Source organism: Nostoc sp. FACHB-892 (assembly GCF_014698795.1).
GTDB lineage: Bacteria > Cyanobacteriota > Cyanobacteriia > Cyanobacteriales > Nostocaceae > Nostoc.
Map to the genome: position 1 here is coordinate 1 of NZ_JACJTR010000047.1, position 17,302 is coordinate 17,302.

Genomic DNA, 17,302 nt, shown 5'->3' on the forward strand with positions numbered 1-17,302 from the left:
ATAATCTTGGTCTTTCGTCACGTACCAAAATTCTTTACCTCTACTGCTGTAGTAGGTTCCTGCTTTAATTATCCCTGGAATAACAAGACCGGGATTACGGATTTCTGACCAACTACTTACTGGTTGAGCAGTCGAAACTGCTGCAATATGATTGAGGGGAATTACCAAATTTTTGCAGAGATTAAATGCTAGTAATTGCTCATGCCATTCCCATTCAATTTGTAAGTTGTCATTAACGAGAGTGAGATTCATTTGTTTTATTCCTTAATCTGTTGGTAGCTAAATAATGTAACTTTTCCAGAAATTACTAAATGAGATTTGTTTCCTTAGTTCGCAACTCAAATACTAATGTTTCTTGACTAATAGAGTAAATGATCACTTCATTATTACTGTATAGGATTGATGCTATTTGTTGATTTAGTTGACATTGAAGCTCATAGTTAATAGGAGAAAATTAGTATTTTCATCTAACCGTTTATCTATCAAAATAAATCCACACTTTTTGTAAAAATGTTGGGCTTGATGATTCTCTTGATAAACATCTACCAACAGAGTTTCTTCGATTATTGATTTAGCGTATTCGATTAACTGAGTTCCGTAACCTTTCCTTTGACTTTTTGGCGATACAAATAAACCACCAATTAAGTTATCTAATAAAGCAATGAAACCGACTATACATCCATCTTCATAGGCAACCCACATTTTTGCCCTTGGGATATAAGTATTGATTACAGCATCTCTTTGCACAATTAAATTTTCTTCCGAGATAAAGCTGTGGGCAATTTTAGATGCTTCATACCAAATGCTAACTACGTCATCCAAATCTGTGTCTTGATAAGCTCTAATCATATATTTACTAGCTTTTGATTACAGATATTTGCTAGGTAGATAAACACAGTGACTTAGTGACGCTATGGTTGAGTAATGTTAAAATCTTCAAAGATAACTGAGAAACCTTCACCTTGTGGTGAGGCGCACATTACCCCCACTTGTAATGTTTCAGTATGGGTAAGATATGCCAGTCGCAACATTTGATAATTCTCACCATCTAGAGAATATTTTACTTCTACTGTTTCTGAGCGACGCTGTACCCGCATCCATAGAGCAACTGGTGGTTGTGATAGGGGGACTACAGACCAATCTGAATAATCTCTGGTTACTACAGCACTAACATTATGCACGCCTTCAACATACTCAATTCCGCATTTGAGCCAGGTATTTTCGTTCTCCCGAATCATCAACCCTGCTTGGTCATATAAAGCCTGATATTGTCCTATAATTTTTACCTCAATTGTGAAATTACCCGTTACTTCCTGATAGTAAAAGTTGCCATTATCACGCATGAAATTATAATGAGTCTTTTGCCAGAAATCTGTCTTTGCACCTGCGTTAACGTAAACAACTTCTGCTTGCTCGTTCCAGGTAACAGGTTCGTTGTACCATTTCATTTGCGTCATAATTTTTTTACTACCAGTAACAACAGAATAAAATTTATGTTAGTTCCAATTAACTTTGCCTAAAACGGAAATATTGGTGGGGGTGCGGGAGGTTGGGGTAACTGGATAAAAGACTTACGGTTATTTTGGAGATAAACTTGCAATCTAGGAGTTGGACAGCGCCAATCATCTCCTTTAATATGTTCACAACCAGCCCGGCGCATGGCATCATTAGGTACGCCAGGGGCTGAATAGCGCCAACGTCCTTCTACTGTTGGCCCTGACCTTGCTTGTAATTCCAGATACCGTGATTGATGATTCTGGAGATAAACTTGCAATCTAGAAGTTGGACAGCGCCAATCATCTCCTTTAATATGTTCACAACCGGCGCGGCGCATAGCATCATCAGGTACGCCAGGGGCTGAATAGCGCCAACGTCCTTCTACTGTTGGCCCTGACCTTGCCTGTAACTCTAAGTATCTATCTCTGTTTCTATTGTTACCCCGATTATTGCCTCGCTGACCACGACAAGCGATCGCTGCATTAGTTTCCGAGATACCATCATCTATGAGGTCTTGCATACATTGGCGTACTGTTTCCCTCGCCATTGCTGGTTGTGATAACTGCATTGAAGCTCCAGCACTTCCCACTACAGCTAAAACAAGCATAGATATATAAGTGTAATGTCTGCGGTTTACTTGCATAATTTCTCTCCTAGTTAAAGTTCAGTGCGATGAATTTCTTATCTTGTCTAGAATTACCTTTTAACAGCCTGATAAACTCCTACACCTACTGACTCCAATTGGGTGTTGATCTAGCAGTAAAATTACGTATTGCAGGTTGATTTTTGAAACAAAATTAATTGCGTATTGTACTTTTGTGGCTGGCCTTCTGATATCATCCAACGATCATAGGAGGCGTGGGACAGCCACTCTGCTTGAGGAATCCCTGCTTTGGCAGCACCATGAGCAAGTTGATATGCGCGGCGGAAATGCTCAGGGCAAGTACCATGCTGTAATATCAGTGCCGCATAGTATTGAGCCTCTGGTTTGGCGATCAGTCCTTGACGATCTAGGGAGAGTGTCCGCTTGAGCCTTGCCTGATCCCGACTGGAATCGAAAATCATACGACTCGTTAGACGATCCTGCTGATCTGTCTCGAACATATAGCGTAGTTCGTCACTCGGACTATGAGCTTGAATTGATAGGGCTGGAGGTGCAAATGTAATTAAGTTGGCGATCGCCACCATGATTACACCTGCCAGCATGGGTACATAACCTAACAGTAGTAACTCTATGATTGATTGTTTTTGTCCCAGGCTGAGAAACACAAGCAGTAAGGTTATGCCAACAAGAACTAAGAATGCCATGAGGATCAGCACAAACCCAGCTAAACCACCCCAAGGAAGAATCCCACCTACTAGACTCGCTGTGATGAATACAATCACTACCAACAGGCGGATAGTCCTAGGCCTATTAGCGAGTAGCACCCACGTACTGGTTGCCGCCCAAGCACCCAGTACACCCACAAGTCCAACGCCCCAGTATGGGAACAGTGATGGTATAACGAACTTGACACTTATATATAAAGTTAAACCTGCGATCGCCAACCAACCACTTAATTTCAGTAATTTGCGAGCCTTAGTTTGCTGGCGCACTTCCTTTACCTCCGGGGAATTTTATTTTTTTAGGGATTATCCAGTGCCAACCAATGTCCTAAACCCAAGCGATGTATGTTTATTCATCCCTTACCAAAAAGTTTTACGTTCCAGAAAATAATTAGCTTCAACCTGACGCAAATACTTTAGGACTTGATTTTGTTCAACCCAAGTCTCATACTGATGAAGATTTGTGTCATCCAATCTAGGAACAGTATTCTGCTTCAGCCAAGAAAGGTCTAGCTTGAATTGGCGATGAATAAATAGAATATTCATAAAGCTCTCAACGCCTGTTTTCATGTCATGACCGAATCATAAATTCAGGCATCTAATTAAAACTTCCCACGATTGATTCACTCGCTTAACTCACCCGATTGGATGAATCGGTTGGGTGAGTTAACCTGTTAGTCCATTTGGGTGGAGCGAATAAGGCTTTGTAATTTATACAATCAAGTTTGTTATATCTCTTATAAAAAACAATCTAAAAACATCTTGTAATAGTGCATTAAATTAATTTTCAGAATTTTAATAACTCCAGTTACATTCAACTGCATAATGAAAAGTATCCTGACATTGTTACCAAGAAAAATATTTGTCATTCGATTTATTAATCGGACCAGAAGCAAAGTTCAACCTAATCATGCAATTGTTTCGTCAGAATTTTTGGGGTGGAAACAGCAATTTCTTTCTAGTCGAATTCGTTTACTTGCTTGGGTTGTTCTCATTATTTCGGTAATGGCGACAACTTTGAATCTCACCCTGATAATTCCTAGCTTGAATGCTTCAGGTGATCCCAAACTAGCATTTGATACAGTCCGGATACGTGAGTATTTGGAAGTTGCTGTTACTCAAATTTTCAGTGTTGGTATGGGCTTGTTATTAGCTAAATCTCGTGTATTCTCCCAGTCTCCAGAAAGAATGTTTCTGTTGTTGAGTGGATTGGTGCTGATGCCGTCTCAAATCATCGCTACTGTGCGAGGACAAGCTAGTTTTGATGGAGGTACGTGGATTTTGTTTTATGCGATTCAAGCCATTTTGATTCCTGTAAATTGGCGATCGCATCTGCTATCGCAAGTAACTGTGATTGGCTATTTTGCGATCGCCCTACTCTTTGGTTGGCGCGATCCAAATGTGATTGTCCCTGCTAGCTATGTCTTGGGCATATTTTATACAATGTTGATTTGTTTGGTCGCCGATGTTGGTGTATTTTTATATGAGCGATCGCTACAACGGGAATTTGAATTACGTCAACAACTACGGGTTTTTCTCCATGCGGTATCTCATGATTTACGCAATCCTGTAATCGGTATGGTGATGACTTTAAAAACTTTTTGGCATCCTGAACAACACACTGCACAGATTCCCCAAGAATTACTCCAACAAATAATTGACAGTGGCGATAGACAGGTTGCTTTAATTAACTCACTGTTAGAAGCACACGAAACCGAAGTACATGGAATTGTACTACATCACCAAAGAGTGAAACTGCATGATTTAGTGAAATCTGTGATTACCGACTTACAACCCTTTATCCAGCAAGCAAACGCCACAGTAACATATACGATTCCCACTGATTTACCCCCTGTGAATGCCGATGCACTCCATCTGCGCCGAGTGTATGAAAATTTACTTTTAAATGCACTGCGTTATAATCGACCGGGGGTAAAGTTGACCTTGGATGCTGTTGTAGAAGAACATCTCAACAACCAAATCCGTTGCACTGTTCAAGATGATGGTGTAGGGATGACACAACAGCAGTGCGATCGCTTATTTGAACTCTATACCCGTGGCCCTAATAATCGTCAATCACTCGGTTTAGGCTTAGGACTCTACATCTGTCGGCAAATTATCACGGCTCATGGCGGCAAGATTGGAGCGATCAGTAGTCCGGGTAATGGTGCTACCTTCTGGTTTACTCTACCTATATAGCAGTTCTCAGTCTAATCACGACATCAAGCCCGATCGCAATGCTACTACAGCTGCTTGTACTCGGTCATTCACTAGCAACTTATTCATAATTCCGCGAACATAGGTTTTGACTGTATGCTCACTCAGATATAACGCTTTAGCAATTTCTGGATTACTGTAGCCTTCAACGATGAAACGCAACACTTCTAGTTCTCTGTCTGATAATGTTCCAGGGGGAATAGACTGAGTAGTTTTAGATGCGGCTGTAACGGGTTTGAGTTGATCAACCACGGTTTTTGCTACTTGAGCATCCAAATAAGTAGCTCCTTGATGAACCACATCAATTGCTTTGACCAATTGCTCTGCACTTGTTCCTTTGACACAGTAGCCATCAGCACCGCTAGAAAGTGCAGCTACTACCTCCGTTTGCGAGGTATGGGAGGTGAGCATGACAATTTTTACATTAGGTAGAACCTTCTTAATTTCTTGTGTAGCTGCAATGCCATCTTTGTGTGGCATTCCCACATCCATCACCACTACATCAGGCTGGAGTGCGATCGCTGCCTCTACACCTAAATATCCATCCTCTGCTATATCCACAATCTCAAGGTGAGCATAAGTGGAGAGTGTATGTTTTAGCCCAATCCGCATCATTGGGTCATCTTCGACAATTAAAATTCGCAGCATTAATCGCTTCAGTTTTTCACTCATAAATGATTCTGTTGATTTTATTAGCGATCATGCCAGATTGTGACGATAACATCTACCGAATACCCAGTTTGCTACATCTAGCTGCGACCTCTCAAAACGGTTGCGCGATTACCTACGGCGGGACGTAAGCCCATCACACTCAAACCAAATGCTTGCAGTGAGCATACAGATGATTATGCCGAAGGCGAACTCGCAGAATTTATTCGGCTTTAAAAACAGTTTACTCGTTTTTAAGATATAATGCGTATATGCTAAACCTAACTTATACCTATCGCCTAAAACTAAATCAGCAGCAGTCCCAAACCTACGAAGCATGGCTAGAAACATCTCGCAGGGTTTGGAATTTTGCGTTAGCACAAAGGAAAGATTGGTATAACTCAAGGTCATGCAGAATTGACGCTTGCAGTATCAAGAGCGAGTACATCATTCCGGTCGATGCACCCCGACCAACATTCGCATCTCAATGCAAAGCTTTAACTCAAGCAAGAAAAACTAACCCTGACCTAAACGCGACACATTCTCAGATGTTGCAACAAGTATTGAGGCGATTAGAAAAAGCGTTTATTGGGATGTGGGAATCAGGCAGAGGCTTTCCCCGATTTAAAAAACTCTTAAGAATGCGCTCTTTACTGTTTCCCCAATTAGGGGTTAATCCAATTCAGGGAAGCAAAGTCAAGCTTCCGGGTATTGGCTGGGTGAAAATGCAGTTATCCCGACCCATTCCAGATGGGTTTGTTGCAAAACAAGCTCAAGTAGTGAAGAAGGCTTCGGGATGGTATGTGATGCTCACACTGCAAGCAGATGTTAATGTTCCAAGTTTTGCGCCACATGGCTATCCAATTGGGATTGACTTGGGATTGAAAAGTTTTTTAGCCACCTCTACTGGTGAACAAATCGCTAGACCTAGATTTTTTGTGGATCTCCAACGCAAGCTGCGATTGCTGCAACAAAGAGCAAGCCACAAGAAATTGGGGTCAAATAATTGGCGAAAAGCTCAACAGAAAGTGTCACGACTACATGAACACATTCACAACACTCGTAAAGACTTTCACTTTAAGTTGGCGCATCATTTATGTGACCAAGGCGAAATGATATTTGCTGAAGATTTGAATTTGAAAGCATGGGCTAAGGGAATGTTTTCAAAACATACCTTAGATGCTGGATTTGGTGAGTTTCTTTCGATCTTGGAATGGGTGTGTTGGAAACGTGGGGTTTATTTTACCAAGGTTAATCCTGACGGTACTAGCCAAACTTGTCCCAACTGCAACCACTATACAGGCAAGAAAGATTTATCTGAGCGAGTGCATCGTTGTCATGAATGTGGATTTGAAACAGATAGAGACATTGCCGCCGCTATGGTGGTGATGCAGCGTGGGCTTGCAGCCGTAGGGCATACGGTCAAGATGCTTGGCGAGGGGTTAAGCAATAGCTCCCTTTTGACCCAAGAATCCCCCGTTTTATAAACGGGGGAGTGTCAATCCTGCCTTAATCGAACTTTGTCATACAGATGACAAGACTACAAGTTATGGGAGTCGGAAATTTAAGTTTTTGTCATGGCTTGTTCTTCATCCAAGAGTACTTTAATTTGATTGAGCAATTTTTCCAACGCTTTCTTTTTCTTTGGGTTATCCCAGACTTTGGATGAACCGAGTTGTTTGCTTAATTCCTTGTACTGGGTTTTAAGTGATGGGGTAGTGTCTGCTTTCTCCTGAGCGAAGATATCTCCTATCCTCTGTTGGATTTCTGTAAGTGATAAATTCTCTTTGATTGCTGCTTGCAGTAAAGGAGCGCGTTTTACATCCTCCTTCACTTTGGCGATCGCACGCGCTTTGGTGTACTCAATTGACCCCTTTTGCAGTGCCTCTTTAATATCTTCAGGGAGATTGAGTAATGGCAGGCGATTAGTACGGAAGGATTCGGCTGAAAGCCTGCCAACAGAAGAAAATACGCCCTCGATTATGGCAATATCTTCTCTTGCGATTAGGTTATCCGCTTTTTTATTTCTGTTTTGGCGGATAACATTATCCGCGTTCTCTCCTTCCTTCTTTTCTTGTTGGCGGATAACGTTATCCGCTTTTTTATCATCTGAAGGATGGATAACATCATCAAGGGTAAAGATTTCCTTCTTTTCTTTTTGGCGGATAACGTTATCCGCTTGTTTTCGGTTGGCTTTTTCCATACGGTTGAGCAGGCTAATTACCTCATCCTGGGTTGAATTGAGGCGCAGTGCCAGTAACTCCAAAATTCCGATTGTTTCCTCATACGCATTCAAATCTTCACGCTGGAGGTTTTCAATTAATTGCACCTGCTTAACCGTGTCGTCGTCCATTTCCTTGATGACGACAGGCACGAACTCCAACCCAGCCATAATAGCTGCTTTGAAACGACGCTCGCCCGCAATGAGTTCATAACTTCCATCTGGTTGAGAGCGCACGATTAATGGTTCGAGGATGCCTAGCTCTTTAATAGATAGCGAAAGTTCTTCCAACTTTTTGGGGTCAAAATAACGCCTGGGTTGGGTGGGCGGTAATTTAATTTCCTGGATGGGAATTGTGTTGGTTGATTTGTTAGATGGCGTTGCGGGTTCATCTTCGCTACCGCCAAACATTAAATCTATTGGGTTAGCGTGTTTGAGTTTTGCGGTGTACGCTGCGTCTTTTTTACTCACAGAACCTCCTAGTAAGTGTGGCAGACCTGTGGGTTTAGCCCGACGACTCCACTTTTAATTTGTCTAACTCTTTGGCAATCTTATTTAGGATTTTGACTGCGGGGTGTTTCTTATCATACATTCCCAACGGCATTCTGCGCTCGGAGGCATCCGCAAAGGCGATAGATTTGGGGATAGGAGGATATATCGTACCAATTTGGGAAAGTTGTTCTTCCACAGCCTGGAGAGTGCGGGTTTCTTGTGCGGTGCGGCTATCGAGCATTGTGGGAATAAACCCAGCAATTTGTAGACCTTTGTTGAGCTTTTTCTTAACCCTGGCGACAGTATCAAGTAGTAGGTCTGTACCCAGGAAAGATTTAAATTGACACTGAATAGGTACGAGAATATGAGTAGCAGCAGTCAAACTGAGGATACTTAAAATGCCAAGGGACGGGGGACAATCAATGAGGATAAAGTCGTAATCATCGCGGATGGGGGCAAGGGCTTCATGGAGGCGATATTCGCGTGCGGTGGCAGCTGGTAGGAGGAGTTCGGCGGCACTTAAATTGATATTGGTGGGTGCCAGTGCCATACCCTGGATTTTTTCAGGGTAGACAAATAATGGTTCTTCATCAATTATCGCGTTATAGACAGTTTTTTCTAGTTCTTCAGGGTCTACACCCAAGAAGTTGGTTAAAGATGCCTGTGGGTCCATGTCCACGAGTAGGACACGATGCTTGTTGGCTGCGAGATGGTAGCCCAGATTGTGGGTCAAAGTTGTTTTGGCAACGCCCCCTGACTGGTTGAATAACGTAATGATGCGAGTTTTAGTCACGATAGTTGGTTGAGAATTTCTTTGTTATTTGGGAATGAGTCAGATTTGGCGGATAACGTTATCCGCAGAGCGAGAGGATTTAATGAAGTCCCATATACAGGTGATTGTAGCGACGAGGGGGGATCAATACAAAATTTTCTGGCATCTTATCGACCTAACTCAATGCCTTTTCTATTCTCGCTCATCTCGCTTGGAGTCACCCCACTAGGCTACCCAACTGTAGGATGTGTCCTTCGAGTACAGGATTTAGACTGATTTGCGTCGAGTCAAATTCCCAAATATTAAATGAATAACAGAGGAAATCATAACGTAAGATGCGTAACCAAGAAGGAGAAAATGCTTTAACCATGTCTAATTTGGAAACAGCATCTAACAATAAAAGCAAGAGAAGTCGCCCTTGGAGGCTGACAAAATGGGCAGCAATTCTCATTTTGAAAAAAATCAGACAAAATTCTCTGATTTCAATAGAGAGCTTGTGTCGAAGCATCATTTTCTGACAGACATTTATCATCCGATGCTGGAGATAGACTTTCTTTTTAAAAATCTGTCCATGAAAAATAGATTTCAAAATGAGAATTGCTGGTCTGGCGGTGTTCGAACGCGGAGAATTACCCTGTACAGAGCTAAAAGCATTTAATCTCGTTTGCCTGACTTTTTCTGAGATCTTCGCTTAAAGCTTATTGTCCTTCAATTTATTGGGTTGCCTAACACGATTTTTACCAGCAACACGCAGGAGGCGCAGAAATTTTGGACATTCAAAATGGTTAGGCGCAGTGCAGGCTGCTGCGTGCCGGAGTCCATCGCGCATCGCGGTCAGTTCTTTGATTTTTTTGTCTAACTCATCTGCCTTGGCTAAGAGCAGCGTTCTATTGATTTCAAGTCCTTTTGGCGTAAACATTTCACGAATCTCATCCAGCGAGAAACCGGCACTACGCCCCAAGGAAATCAAAGCGAGCCGTTCTAGGACGTTGGCATCAAAAAGCCTCCGTAAACCATTTCTGCCATTCGACTGGATGAGTCCTTTTTCCTCATAAAATCGTAGTGTTGAGGTGGGCAACCCACAAGCCTTTGAGACCTCAGTGATATCCATTATTTTTTTTGGTGCAACAACTGCTTGACTTCAAGTTGACTTGAAGTTGTATCGTATCTTCAAAGACAACTTAAGGCAAGACTGACGTTATTAAGTTTGTGCCAGGTAATGGATATCTTGAGCAGTGAAGGTGTTGATATGGAAGCAAGTTTTTGGCATCAAAAATGGGAAAAAGGAGATATCGGTTTTCACCGAAGTGAGACAAACGCACTTCTCATCGAACATTTTGAAAAATTAAATCTGGCGAAGGGCGCTCGTGTATTTCTACCGTTGTGTGGCAAGACTCGTGATTTTGCATGGTTGCTTGCCTGTGGTTATCGAGTGGTTGGTGCAGAATTGAGCGAACTCGCGATTAACGAGCTGTTTAACGATCTTGGAGTAGAGCCAAAAATCTCTAGAGTTGGTGAATTAACCCGCTACTGCGCCAAGGATATCGACATATTCGTTGGTGATATTTTTGATGTCTCTGCTGAAGTTCTTGGGCTGGTTGACGCGGTATATGACCGAGCAGCGTTGGTGGCAATGCCTGAAAACGTGCGTCATCAATATACGTCACACCTGATGAAAATCACCCACGCAGCACCGCAGTTACTGATTTGTTACGAATACAATCAACAACTCATAGATGGCCCTCCATTCTCAGTCAGTGCAGCAGAAGTAAAACACCATTATGCGTCTGCTTATCAATTGAACTGTGTTGAAAGTAAGGAAGTCGCTGGCGGATTAAAGGGGAAAGTTGCATCAACTGAGACGGTTTGGTTGCTCCAAAAAATTTAAAGGATTAAGTTTATATGCCGAGTATTGAATGGGTGTTGTTATACATCCTGTTGGGTTTGTTTGTCGGTTTTATGGCAGGTTTACTGGGTGTTGGTGGCGGTGGAATCCTCGTTCCTTTGCTGGTGTCCATTTTCAGTAACCAAGGTGTAAGTGCAGATAACGTCGTTTATTTGGCGTTAGGAACGACAATGGCTTGCATGATCATTTCTTCGATCGCAAGTATTCGCGCCCATGCTGCTCAAGGAACTGTAGTCTGGAAAGTGGTTTACGGGATGACACCCGGCATTATGGTGGGTGTCCTTGTAATTACCCGCATTGCCGCCAATGTCAACTCAGCCTACATCGCCATATTTTTTGCGCTGTTTATGGCTCTGGTCGCGGGTCAGATGTTTCTGAATTGGCGACCGAAAGCTAGCCGAAAGCCAGCTAAATTTCGTGGCTTATTTCTAGCGGGGACAGGCATTGGATCGGTATCTGCTCTTGCTGCGGTTGGTGGTGGTTTTTTAACAGTCACTTACCTCAGTTATCAGAATGTGGAGATGAAAAAGGCGATTGGTACTTCATCTGCAATTGGATTTCCTATTGCGATCGCAGGTACTATTGGGTACATGATCAGTGGTTGGTCTCAAACATTGGGCGCTCCCTATACGCTTGGATTCATTTATGTGCCAGCATTTTTGGTAATCGCGATCGCGAGTTCTATTGCAGCTCCCTATGGTGCTCGCTGCTCTCATCGTTTACCTGAGACTCATTTGAAAAAGATATTCGCGGTTCTCTCGCTGGTTTTGAGTATAAAGATGCTTTTCTCAGTTGTTTAAACGAGCGATGGGCTACGCCCCGCTGTAAGCGATCGCGCTCATCCCCTTTTTACGTGTATAAAAAATTCAATGTCATGTCTAGACTGCTGTATATGATTGCGGTCTAACGTTCGCGCTCACCGGATGCAGACAACCTTTGCAACTCAACCATATTATAACGTTCCGGTGCAGCAAGATTGTTAGGTTTTGTTGTTATGCTGCACAGTGATGACTACACTTCCCTTCTTGTGTCCTTGTTCAACATACCTGTGAGCCTCGGCAGCCTGTTCCAAACGATAACGCCTATCGATCACAGATTTCATCTTTCCTTCCTCAATTAGCTCTTTGAGGAAAATTAGGTCTTCTTTACTGCCGACTGCTACCCCACCGATGACTTTCTTGCTGCTTGTCATGGAAACCCATAGCCCTCGAAGGATTGAGGACAGATCCATATGAACAGCCCTGAGATAGATTCCGTTTGGCTTTAGCGATTCCAGACAACCTGAAAATGGACTTTTGCCGACTGTATCAAACACAATATCGTAGGTCTTACCGAGTTTGGTAAAATCTTCTTTAGTATAATCAATTACTTCATCTGCTCCCAGAGATTTCACCAAGTCCAAATTCATCGTACTACAGACTCCGGTAACTTTTGCCCCAAAGGACTTGGCAAGCTGCACGGCAGCCGTGCCTAACGCTCCAGAAGCCCCATAGATCAGAACGTTTTGTCCACTCTGAATATTTCCCTTGTCTTTCAAGAAAATCAATGAGGTTGCCCCAAAAGGAATGGCGGCAGCTTCCTCATAGGTCATATTGGCAGGCTTGATGGCAACCGCTCCTTCTTCAGGTAGACAGATGTATTCGGCATTAGTGCTGAGACTGGTTCCTGTTCCGGCAAACACCTGGTCATCCACTTTGAATTGTTTTACGTTTTTACCGACTGCCTCAATGTCTCCGGCTAGCTCAGATCCTAGTATTGTGTTGTTTTTGGGTCTTATGAAACCATAGAAAAATCTTATGGGGAAGGGGTCAGCCTTTCGTATGCGTATGTCGCCTGACGTTATTGTTGTTGCATATATCCTAATCAGGACTTCGTTTTCCTTGGGAGTAGGTTTCTCTACTTCCCTTAGCTGCATAACCTCAGGTGATCCGTACTCTGTACATACGATCGCTTTCATGAATGTTCCTCAAAGATAGCTTTAGTGTAGTTCACTACAATCTTCTATCCAATGAGTTGCGTTAATCCCTCTGGTACTTTTCGTTTGGATCTCAATGTCAGGTTGCCAATTGAGACGGTGTGAATGTGTTTAAAAATACGCTTTGTTAGTATGTCTCTTAATCTTTTAGTCTGAAAGTCATTCATAGCAGTACTTTCAGGCTATCTTGCCCCTGGTGACTTCGGTATATTGATGCCATATAGTAACTTTCTGCTCAATTGCTCATTTGACTCCTTGACTCTCCACTCAGATGGAGATTGTAAGTTGTCATTAACATCAATATTTCAACTCTAGGAGTTATATTATGACCACTCAATCAATCGGCTGTAACTGTTCTCCATGCACCTGTTCTCCATGTACCTGTTCTCCATGTACCTGTTCTCCATGCACCTGCACAGTTTGCCTGTGCGGTACAGCAAATCAGAATGAATGCTGCTGCACTAGCAAGAACACAACTGCTAATGCTTAGTTTTTAAGTTGTATGGAGGTAGTTTAACTGTAAAGGTGCTGCCTCTGTGCAACTGGCTTTTGACTGATACTACGCCACCATAGTTGTATTAGGAGGCGATCGCTAAAGGTTTCAGTATTATCTTGCAGATTTTTACGTTTATCCTGTATCAACCCCATAACTACATGGATCGATCTCTAATATTACGGTGGACAAAGCGATTTTTGCTGGGCATAGGATGTTTTATCGTACTCACAGTTCTCGCTGGAGCCGGATTTGAGACCTTTATGCGATGGCAGGCAAGCCGCCAGTATCCAGTTTCAGGGAAGCTGGTGGACATTGGTGGACGAAAGATTCAGATAGACTGCCGAGGAAAGGGATCTCCCACCGTTGTGCTGGAATCTGGGCTTGATGCTTTCGGCTCACTCAGTTGGGCGACCGTACATGATGAAATAGCGCAGACGACCCGTGTGTGTGCGTATAGTCGGGCTGGTATCCTGTGGAGCGACCCAAGCACGGATACTTTTGATAGCAAAAATGTTGCTCAGGACTTGCATACCGCGCTCACCAAAGGTGGTGAAACTGCTCCTTGGGTTATGGTTGGTCATTCATTAGGCGGCCCATACATTATGATGTTTACGAGCCTCTACCAATCCGAGGTTGCCGGACTTGTCTTTGTTGATGCCTCCCATCCCGATCAAGTTGCGCCCCTGCGAAAAATAATAGGTAAGTCCCTAAATGCCGTACCATCTAGCCGCATTCTCCTGGCAGAAGCATTGGCGAAAATTGGTTTAGTGCGACTGGGATCTATGGCTAACACACCCCCGAATCTGCCACCCTTAGTCAATCAAGTGGAGCAAGCCTATTTTGCTCAGAACATTGGCTCGCTTTTGAAGGAAGTTCAGTCCAGTGGTACGGCGATCGCTGCTGCCGGACACTTCCGCCAACTGGGCGATCGCCCTTTAGTCGTATTGACCGCTATGAAAAAACTCTCGTCCGATGAACTCCAGAAGATGGGTATAAGCCAGGCGCAAGAAATGCAGATCCAAGCCCTCTGGAAGCAACTCCAAGCAGATCAAGCCACTTGGTCAACGCGCAGTCGGCACGAGATTGTTCCCGACGCATCCCACTATATCCAGTTTGATCGCCCAGACGTTGTCATTAAAGCGGTGCGTGAAGTGGTTATTAATGTGCGAAAGACTAAGGCGAAGAGTCAGTAAGGGGTACAGCCGGGAGCAGAAATCTTTGATCTTCAAAAGCTTATACTTAATACAAAGGCACCAGCGTAAGCAGGGTTTTTGAGGATTGAGATGATACAAGCCATGCTCGGCTTACGCCAGACAATATCGCCGAAGCGATTTCTTCGCGGCAGCAACAGCCCTTCACGGTTGAACGTCTCCAACACTTTGGATGCTGAGTTGCGTTGTCTAAAAATCTCAAACACTAAGTTAATTCGGTCAATCACTTCACGATTTGGGTGCTTGTTTACCACTCCGAATTCATTACGAACTAAACCCACGGGTAAGGTCAGTGCCAGTTCACCACGCTGGGCTTTGCTTAGAATCCCGGCATTTAACCGCGAACGAATCGTATGCAACTCTACTTCTGAGATTTGTCCTTTGAGTCCCAGCAATAATCGACCATTGGCACTACTTGGTCAGTAAGCATCTGGGTATAAAATTGCTCACAAAGCTCTCAATCCTTTCATTACTGAACTAATCGGTTCAGTTTAGCTATTTGGGGAATTCGCCAACAGTATCGGGATCTCGGCTCTATGCCACTTTCAGTCTGGAGAGCGCGGCTGCGTGTAACCAATATCCAATTTCTCCATCGCCTTACGCTTAGTCTCCTCACCCCGTCGGTCATACTTCCCTGTGGTTACAGGAGAAGCGTGTCCGGCTAATTTCTGCACCGTAACGATATCAACCCCCGCATCCAACAAGTCAGAACAAAACGTCCTTCTAAAATCATGGGGGCTAAACCTCTCAACCCCAGCCGACTCCGCCCGTTTTCGCACAATCATCAATATTGCCTGGGGAGTCATCCTTCGCCATTGCAACTCTCCCCCCTTGCGGATGGGTAATAACAGAGGTCCCGGTTTGCGTGTGCGGAGTTTCAACCACTCTTCCACCGCTGCAATAGCACGGGCCGGCATATACACCGTACGGTCGGTTTCATTCTTACTACCAATAATCTCCAACGCCCCGGTAGCTAAATCTACATCTTTCAAATGCAGGGCAACTACCTCAGCCCGTCGCAACCCACACCGCAGGATCGCAATTAACGCCGCATCCCTTACCCCCACAGGCGACTTGTCAGCTTGACAAATCCCCATTAGCGTCGTAATTTCATCAAGTTTTAGCGCCCTACCCTTAAGTCTTTTTTTTGCCTTTATAGACGGTAAATCTACTGCTTTCTGGTAGTCAGTTGCAGCCATCAAATCTAACTTAAACGCTTCAGTGAGTACCCTCCTTAAAGCACACAACATCTTATTTGCCGTTGCCGGGGCGTGTTTTTTCATCAAAGCAGACCTGACAGCAGCAGTATGTTGATAACGCAGCGATGCCCAGTTGAGAGTCATGTAATCACCGGAGTCGTTAGTCAACAAAGCCGCGATCGCATTGAGGGCTTGTTCCATAGTTGGTCTCGACCCAGGTGCAAGACTATCCAAGTACACCGCTGCTGGATGAGCAGTCAGCGGTAATGGCTCCGTTAAAACCAGTGTCTTGACTACCCCTGGACGCATTAATTTATCAGAACTAGACTTCTAGTAAACAATCATCCCACGTAATACCCATCGCTTCTACTTAAAGTCAAGTGTTTGTTTGCATTTCTTTATAATTATTGAGTAGATATATTCTCTACCGTTGGGGGTGGTATAGTCCGTCCGAAGGATTCCATTCCCAACCCACGCTCATTGGATCGCGGTTACGAGACCAACTCAAAAATTCTTTGGCGCTCTTGTTTTCTCTTTCTGCAATTAAGCTTTGGGGGGTAACACCAAGTCTTGGGGCAAGACTAGAGTTTGTCCTGGGTTGTAATTCAACTTGTGTTTGTTGGTATGGGTATGATTGTCTTCTTTGTTTAGGTTGACTGTTGTATCGAGTTGATGAAATAGCCCGTTCGATTAACTCCAGTTTTTTGGTTATTGCTTCGAGTTTGGTTTCCACCAACTTATCTCTATCAGCAAGATAGGATTCCAATTCCTCCAGCTTCTCCTGCAATTGCAAAACTTGTTTGCTACCTACTACAGCATCGATATCAATATTGCTATCAAATGTTGCTACTAACTCCTCTAGGGCTTGCAGCAAGGCAATTGTATGCCCTTGCCGATGTAGCTTGGATAGTTGCCGAACTATCCCAATTAGTGGGACAGGCACGCGGATCATCTCGCTGGGTGGGGACTTTTGTTCAGCCATTTGATATCAATTTCGATATCGACAAGCTGATTTTAAAAGTTATGGCGTGTCACCGGAATTTACTGAGTATTAATCATATCCAACTGTTGTAATATTGTTACATATCGACATATCTTAGTCAGGCGATCGGGTCAATTTTGGGTTTGAAGGGGGAAGAAGCGATGTCTTCTCTACGAGACGCTTTCAGCGAACGAGAGGCTGCGCCCTAAGCGTAGCTATGCCGTAGGCTTTACGAGACGCACTAGCGAACGCGTCTACGCACTCTCGCGCCCATGCCTTCATGCGATCGCCTCCGGCAAGGCGGAGCATCGTCGCACTTGATCGAATAATCTGTTGTCTTCTCCTATAACCAAACTCTCT

Annotated in this window: 23 protein-coding genes; 6 read left to right on the forward strand and 17 right to left on the reverse strand. The window is 43.7% G+C overall.

From position 1 onward, the window contains the following. The 6 genes from H6G96_RS33285 to H6G96_RS33310 all read right to left on the reverse strand — a co-directional run. The coding region (locus H6G96_RS33285) for a hypothetical protein (RefSeq protein WP_190917646.1) at positions 1 to 252 on the reverse strand (252 nt) is incomplete at its 3' end. Between the two features lie 165 nt (positions 253 to 417). Beyond that, positions 418 to 849, reverse strand: coding sequence for a GNAT family N-acetyltransferase (locus H6G96_RS33290; RefSeq protein WP_190917648.1), 432 nt, complete (start codon positions 847 to 849; stop codon positions 418 to 420). Positions 850 to 911: 62 nt separating this feature from the next. Further along, a complete protein-coding gene (locus H6G96_RS33295) occupies positions 912 to 1,457 on the reverse strand; it encodes a DUF1349 domain-containing protein (protein WP_190917650.1) in 546 nt (181 codons plus the stop codon). A gap of 59 nt (positions 1,458 to 1,516) precedes the next feature. Continuing rightward, the gene (locus H6G96_RS33300; protein WP_190917653.1) at positions 1,517 to 2,140 is read right to left on the reverse strand and encodes a hypothetical protein; all 624 of its coding nucleotides are present in this window, start codon (positions 2,138 to 2,140) and stop codon (positions 1,517 to 1,519) included. Between the two features lie 122 nt (positions 2,141 to 2,262). Continuing rightward, positions 2,263 to 3,093: a hypothetical protein gene (locus tag H6G96_RS33305; protein ID WP_190917655.1), complete on the reverse strand. Its 831-nt coding sequence runs from the start codon at positions 3,091 to 3,093 to the stop codon at positions 2,263 to 2,265. A gap of 90 nt (positions 3,094 to 3,183) precedes the next feature. Beyond that, positions 3,184 to 3,369, reverse strand: coding sequence for a hypothetical protein (locus H6G96_RS33310; protein ID WP_190917657.1), 186 nt, complete (start codon positions 3,367 to 3,369; stop codon positions 3,184 to 3,186). A gap of 279 nt (positions 3,370 to 3,648) precedes the next feature. Here H6G96_RS33310 and H6G96_RS33315 point away from each other — a divergent pair, with 279 nt between their 5' ends. Then, positions 3,649 to 5,022: a HAMP domain-containing sensor histidine kinase gene (locus tag H6G96_RS33315; protein ID WP_190917659.1), complete on the forward strand. Its 1,374-nt coding sequence runs from the start codon at positions 3,649 to 3,651 to the stop codon at positions 5,020 to 5,022. A gap of 15 nt (positions 5,023 to 5,037) precedes the next feature. Here H6G96_RS33315 and H6G96_RS33320 read toward each other — a convergent pair whose 3' ends face one another. Next, a complete protein-coding gene (locus tag H6G96_RS33320; RefSeq protein ID WP_190917661.1) occupies positions 5,038 to 5,712 on the reverse strand; it encodes a response regulator transcription factor in 675 nt (224 codons plus the stop codon). A gap of 2 nt (positions 5,713 to 5,714) precedes the next feature. On the opposite strand from H6G96_RS33320, the gene H6G96_RS42580 reads away from it, so the two are divergent. Then, a complete protein-coding gene (locus tag H6G96_RS42580; protein WP_277933014.1) occupies positions 5,715 to 5,840 on the forward strand; it encodes a hypothetical protein in 126 nt (41 codons plus the stop codon). Positions 5,841 to 5,960: 120 nt separating this feature from the next. Next, positions 5,961 to 7,175 carry an RNA-guided endonuclease TnpB family protein gene (locus H6G96_RS33325; RefSeq protein ID WP_190917663.1) on the forward strand — a complete coding sequence of 405 codons (1,215 nt, stop codon included), beginning with the start codon at positions 5,961 to 5,963 and terminating at the stop codon, positions 7,173 to 7,175. 77 nt (positions 7,176 to 7,252) lie between these two features. Here H6G96_RS33325 and H6G96_RS33330 read toward each other — a convergent pair whose 3' ends face one another. The 4 genes from H6G96_RS33330 to H6G96_RS33345 form a co-directional block, all read right to left on the reverse strand. Beyond that, positions 7,253 to 8,380, reverse strand: a complete 1,128-nt coding sequence (locus H6G96_RS33330; protein WP_347242306.1) for a ParB/RepB/Spo0J family partition protein — start codon at positions 8,378 to 8,380, stop codon at positions 7,253 to 7,255. 34 nt (positions 8,381 to 8,414) lie between these two features. Next, positions 8,415 to 9,194, reverse strand: a complete 780-nt coding sequence (locus H6G96_RS33335) for a ParA family protein (RefSeq protein WP_045874780.1) — start codon at positions 9,192 to 9,194, stop codon at positions 8,415 to 8,417. Positions 9,195 to 9,390: 196 nt separating this feature from the next. Continuing rightward, positions 9,391 to 9,762 (reverse strand): hypothetical protein, encoded by a 372-nt coding sequence (locus tag H6G96_RS33340; protein ID WP_190917665.1) that lies wholly within the window; start codon positions 9,760 to 9,762, stop codon positions 9,391 to 9,393. A 102-nt stretch (positions 9,763 to 9,864) separates the two neighbouring features. After that, positions 9,865 to 10,284 (reverse strand): helix-turn-helix domain-containing protein, encoded by a 420-nt coding sequence (locus H6G96_RS33345; protein ID WP_190917667.1) that lies wholly within the window; start codon positions 10,282 to 10,284, stop codon positions 9,865 to 9,867. Positions 10,285 to 10,422: 138 nt separating this feature from the next. On the opposite strand from H6G96_RS33345, the gene tmpT reads away from it, so the two are divergent. Both tmpT and H6G96_RS33355 read left to right on the forward strand, forming a co-directional pair. Continuing rightward, entirely contained in the window at positions 10,423 to 11,061 is a 639-nt protein-coding gene (tmpT, locus tag H6G96_RS33350) for a thiopurine S-methyltransferase (RefSeq protein ID WP_190917669.1), read from the forward strand. A 14-nt stretch (positions 11,062 to 11,075) separates the two neighbouring features. Then, positions 11,076 to 11,879 (forward strand): sulfite exporter TauE/SafE family protein, encoded by an 804-nt coding sequence (locus H6G96_RS33355; RefSeq protein ID WP_190917671.1) that lies wholly within the window; start codon positions 11,076 to 11,078, stop codon positions 11,877 to 11,879. A 179-nt stretch (positions 11,880 to 12,058) separates the two neighbouring features. Here H6G96_RS33355 and H6G96_RS33360 read toward each other — a convergent pair whose 3' ends face one another. Both H6G96_RS33360 and H6G96_RS42585 read right to left on the reverse strand, forming a co-directional pair. Then, the gene (locus H6G96_RS33360) at positions 12,059 to 13,036 is read right to left on the reverse strand and encodes an NAD(P)-dependent alcohol dehydrogenase (RefSeq protein ID WP_190917673.1); all 978 of its coding nucleotides are present in this window, start codon (positions 13,034 to 13,036) and stop codon (positions 12,059 to 12,061) included. 531 nt (positions 13,037 to 13,567) lie between these two features. Next, a complete protein-coding gene (locus tag H6G96_RS42585) occupies positions 13,568 to 13,702 on the reverse strand; it encodes a hypothetical protein (RefSeq protein ID WP_277933015.1) in 135 nt (44 codons plus the stop codon). A gap of 6 nt (positions 13,703 to 13,708) precedes the next feature. Between H6G96_RS42585 and H6G96_RS33365 the strand changes: the two genes are divergently transcribed. Next, on the forward strand, positions 13,709 to 14,743 hold the full coding sequence (locus tag H6G96_RS33365; RefSeq protein WP_190917675.1) for an alpha/beta hydrolase: 1,035 nt from the start codon (positions 13,709 to 13,711) through the stop codon (positions 14,741 to 14,743). A 32-nt stretch (positions 14,744 to 14,775) separates the two neighbouring features. Here the strand turns inward: H6G96_RS33365 and H6G96_RS33370 are convergent, their stop codons facing one another. The 4 genes from H6G96_RS33370 to H6G96_RS42590 all read right to left on the reverse strand — a co-directional run bounded on the left by H6G96_RS33370 (position 14,776) and on the right by H6G96_RS42590 (position 17,251). Further along, a complete protein-coding gene (locus tag H6G96_RS33370) occupies positions 14,776 to 15,156 on the reverse strand; it encodes a recombinase family protein (RefSeq protein ID WP_242063497.1) in 381 nt (126 codons plus the stop codon). 150 nt (positions 15,157 to 15,306) lie between these two features. Next, positions 15,307 to 16,161, reverse strand: coding sequence for a site-specific integrase (locus tag H6G96_RS33375; protein WP_347242307.1), 855 nt, complete (start codon positions 16,159 to 16,161; stop codon positions 15,307 to 15,309). A gap of 223 nt (positions 16,162 to 16,384) precedes the next feature. Further along, the gene (locus tag H6G96_RS33380) at positions 16,385 to 16,942 is read right to left on the reverse strand and encodes a hypothetical protein (protein ID WP_190917679.1); all 558 of its coding nucleotides are present in this window, start codon (positions 16,940 to 16,942) and stop codon (positions 16,385 to 16,387) included. Positions 16,943 to 17,125: 183 nt separating this feature from the next. Continuing rightward, complete coding sequence (locus H6G96_RS42590) at positions 17,126 to 17,251, reverse strand: hypothetical protein (protein WP_277933016.1); 126 nt, start codon at positions 17,249 to 17,251, stop codon at positions 17,126 to 17,128. Positions 17,252 to 17,302 lie beyond the last annotated feature (51 nt).

Bases quoted from the DNA above. Each gene is read 5' to 3' on its own strand.
- H6G96_RS33290 (WP_190917648.1), bottom strand. From the start codon at position 849: ATGATTAGAGCTTATCAAGACACAGATTTGGATGACGTAGTTAGCATT.
- H6G96_RS33295 (WP_190917650.1), bottom strand. From the start codon at position 1,457: ATGACGCAAATGAAATGGTACAACGAACCTGTTACCTGGAACGAGCAA.
- H6G96_RS33300 (WP_190917653.1), bottom strand. From the start codon at position 2,140: ATGCAAGTAAACCGCAGACATTACACTTATATATCTATGCTTGTTTTA.
- H6G96_RS33310 (WP_190917657.1), bottom strand. From the start codon at position 3,369: ATGAATATTCTATTTATTCATCGCCAATTCAAGCTAGACCTTTCTTGG.
- H6G96_RS33315 (WP_190917659.1), top strand. From the start codon at position 3,649: ATGAAAAGTATCCTGACATTGTTACCAAGAAAAATATTTGTCATTCGA.
- H6G96_RS33320 (WP_190917661.1), bottom strand. From the start codon at position 5,712: ATGAGTGAAAAACTGAAGCGATTAATGCTGCGAATTTTAATTGTCGAA.
- H6G96_RS42580 (WP_277933014.1), top strand. From the start codon at position 5,715: ATGATTCTGTTGATTTTATTAGCGATCATGCCAGATTGTGACGATAAC.
- H6G96_RS33325 (WP_190917663.1), top strand. From the start codon at position 5,961: ATGCTAAACCTAACTTATACCTATCGCCTAAAACTAAATCAGCAGCAG.
- H6G96_RS33345 (WP_190917667.1), bottom strand. From the start codon at position 10,284: ATGGATATCACTGAGGTCTCAAAGGCTTGTGGGTTGCCCACCTCAACA.
- tmpT (WP_190917669.1), top strand. From the start codon at position 10,423: ATGGAAGCAAGTTTTTGGCATCAAAAATGGGAAAAAGGAGATATCGGT.
- H6G96_RS33355 (WP_190917671.1), top strand. From the start codon at position 11,076: ATGCCGAGTATTGAATGGGTGTTGTTATACATCCTGTTGGGTTTGTTT.
- H6G96_RS33360 (WP_190917673.1), bottom strand. From the start codon at position 13,036: ATGAAAGCGATCGTATGTACAGAGTACGGATCACCTGAGGTTATGCAG.
- H6G96_RS42585 (WP_277933015.1), bottom strand. From the start codon at position 13,702: ATGGGGTTGATACAGGATAAACGTAAAAATCTGCAAGATAATACTGAA.
- H6G96_RS33365 (WP_190917675.1), top strand. From the start codon at position 13,709: ATGGATCGATCTCTAATATTACGGTGGACAAAGCGATTTTTGCTGGGC.
- H6G96_RS33375 (WP_347242307.1), bottom strand. From the start codon at position 16,161: ATGGAACAAGCCCTCAATGCGATCGCGGCTTTGTTGACTAACGACTCC.
- H6G96_RS33380 (WP_190917679.1), bottom strand. From the start codon at position 16,942: ATGGCTGAACAAAAGTCCCCACCCAGCGAGATGATCCGCGTGCCTGTC.
- H6G96_RS42590 (WP_277933016.1), bottom strand. From the start codon at position 17,251: ATGCTCCGCCTTGCCGGAGGCGATCGCATGAAGGCATGGGCGCGAGAG.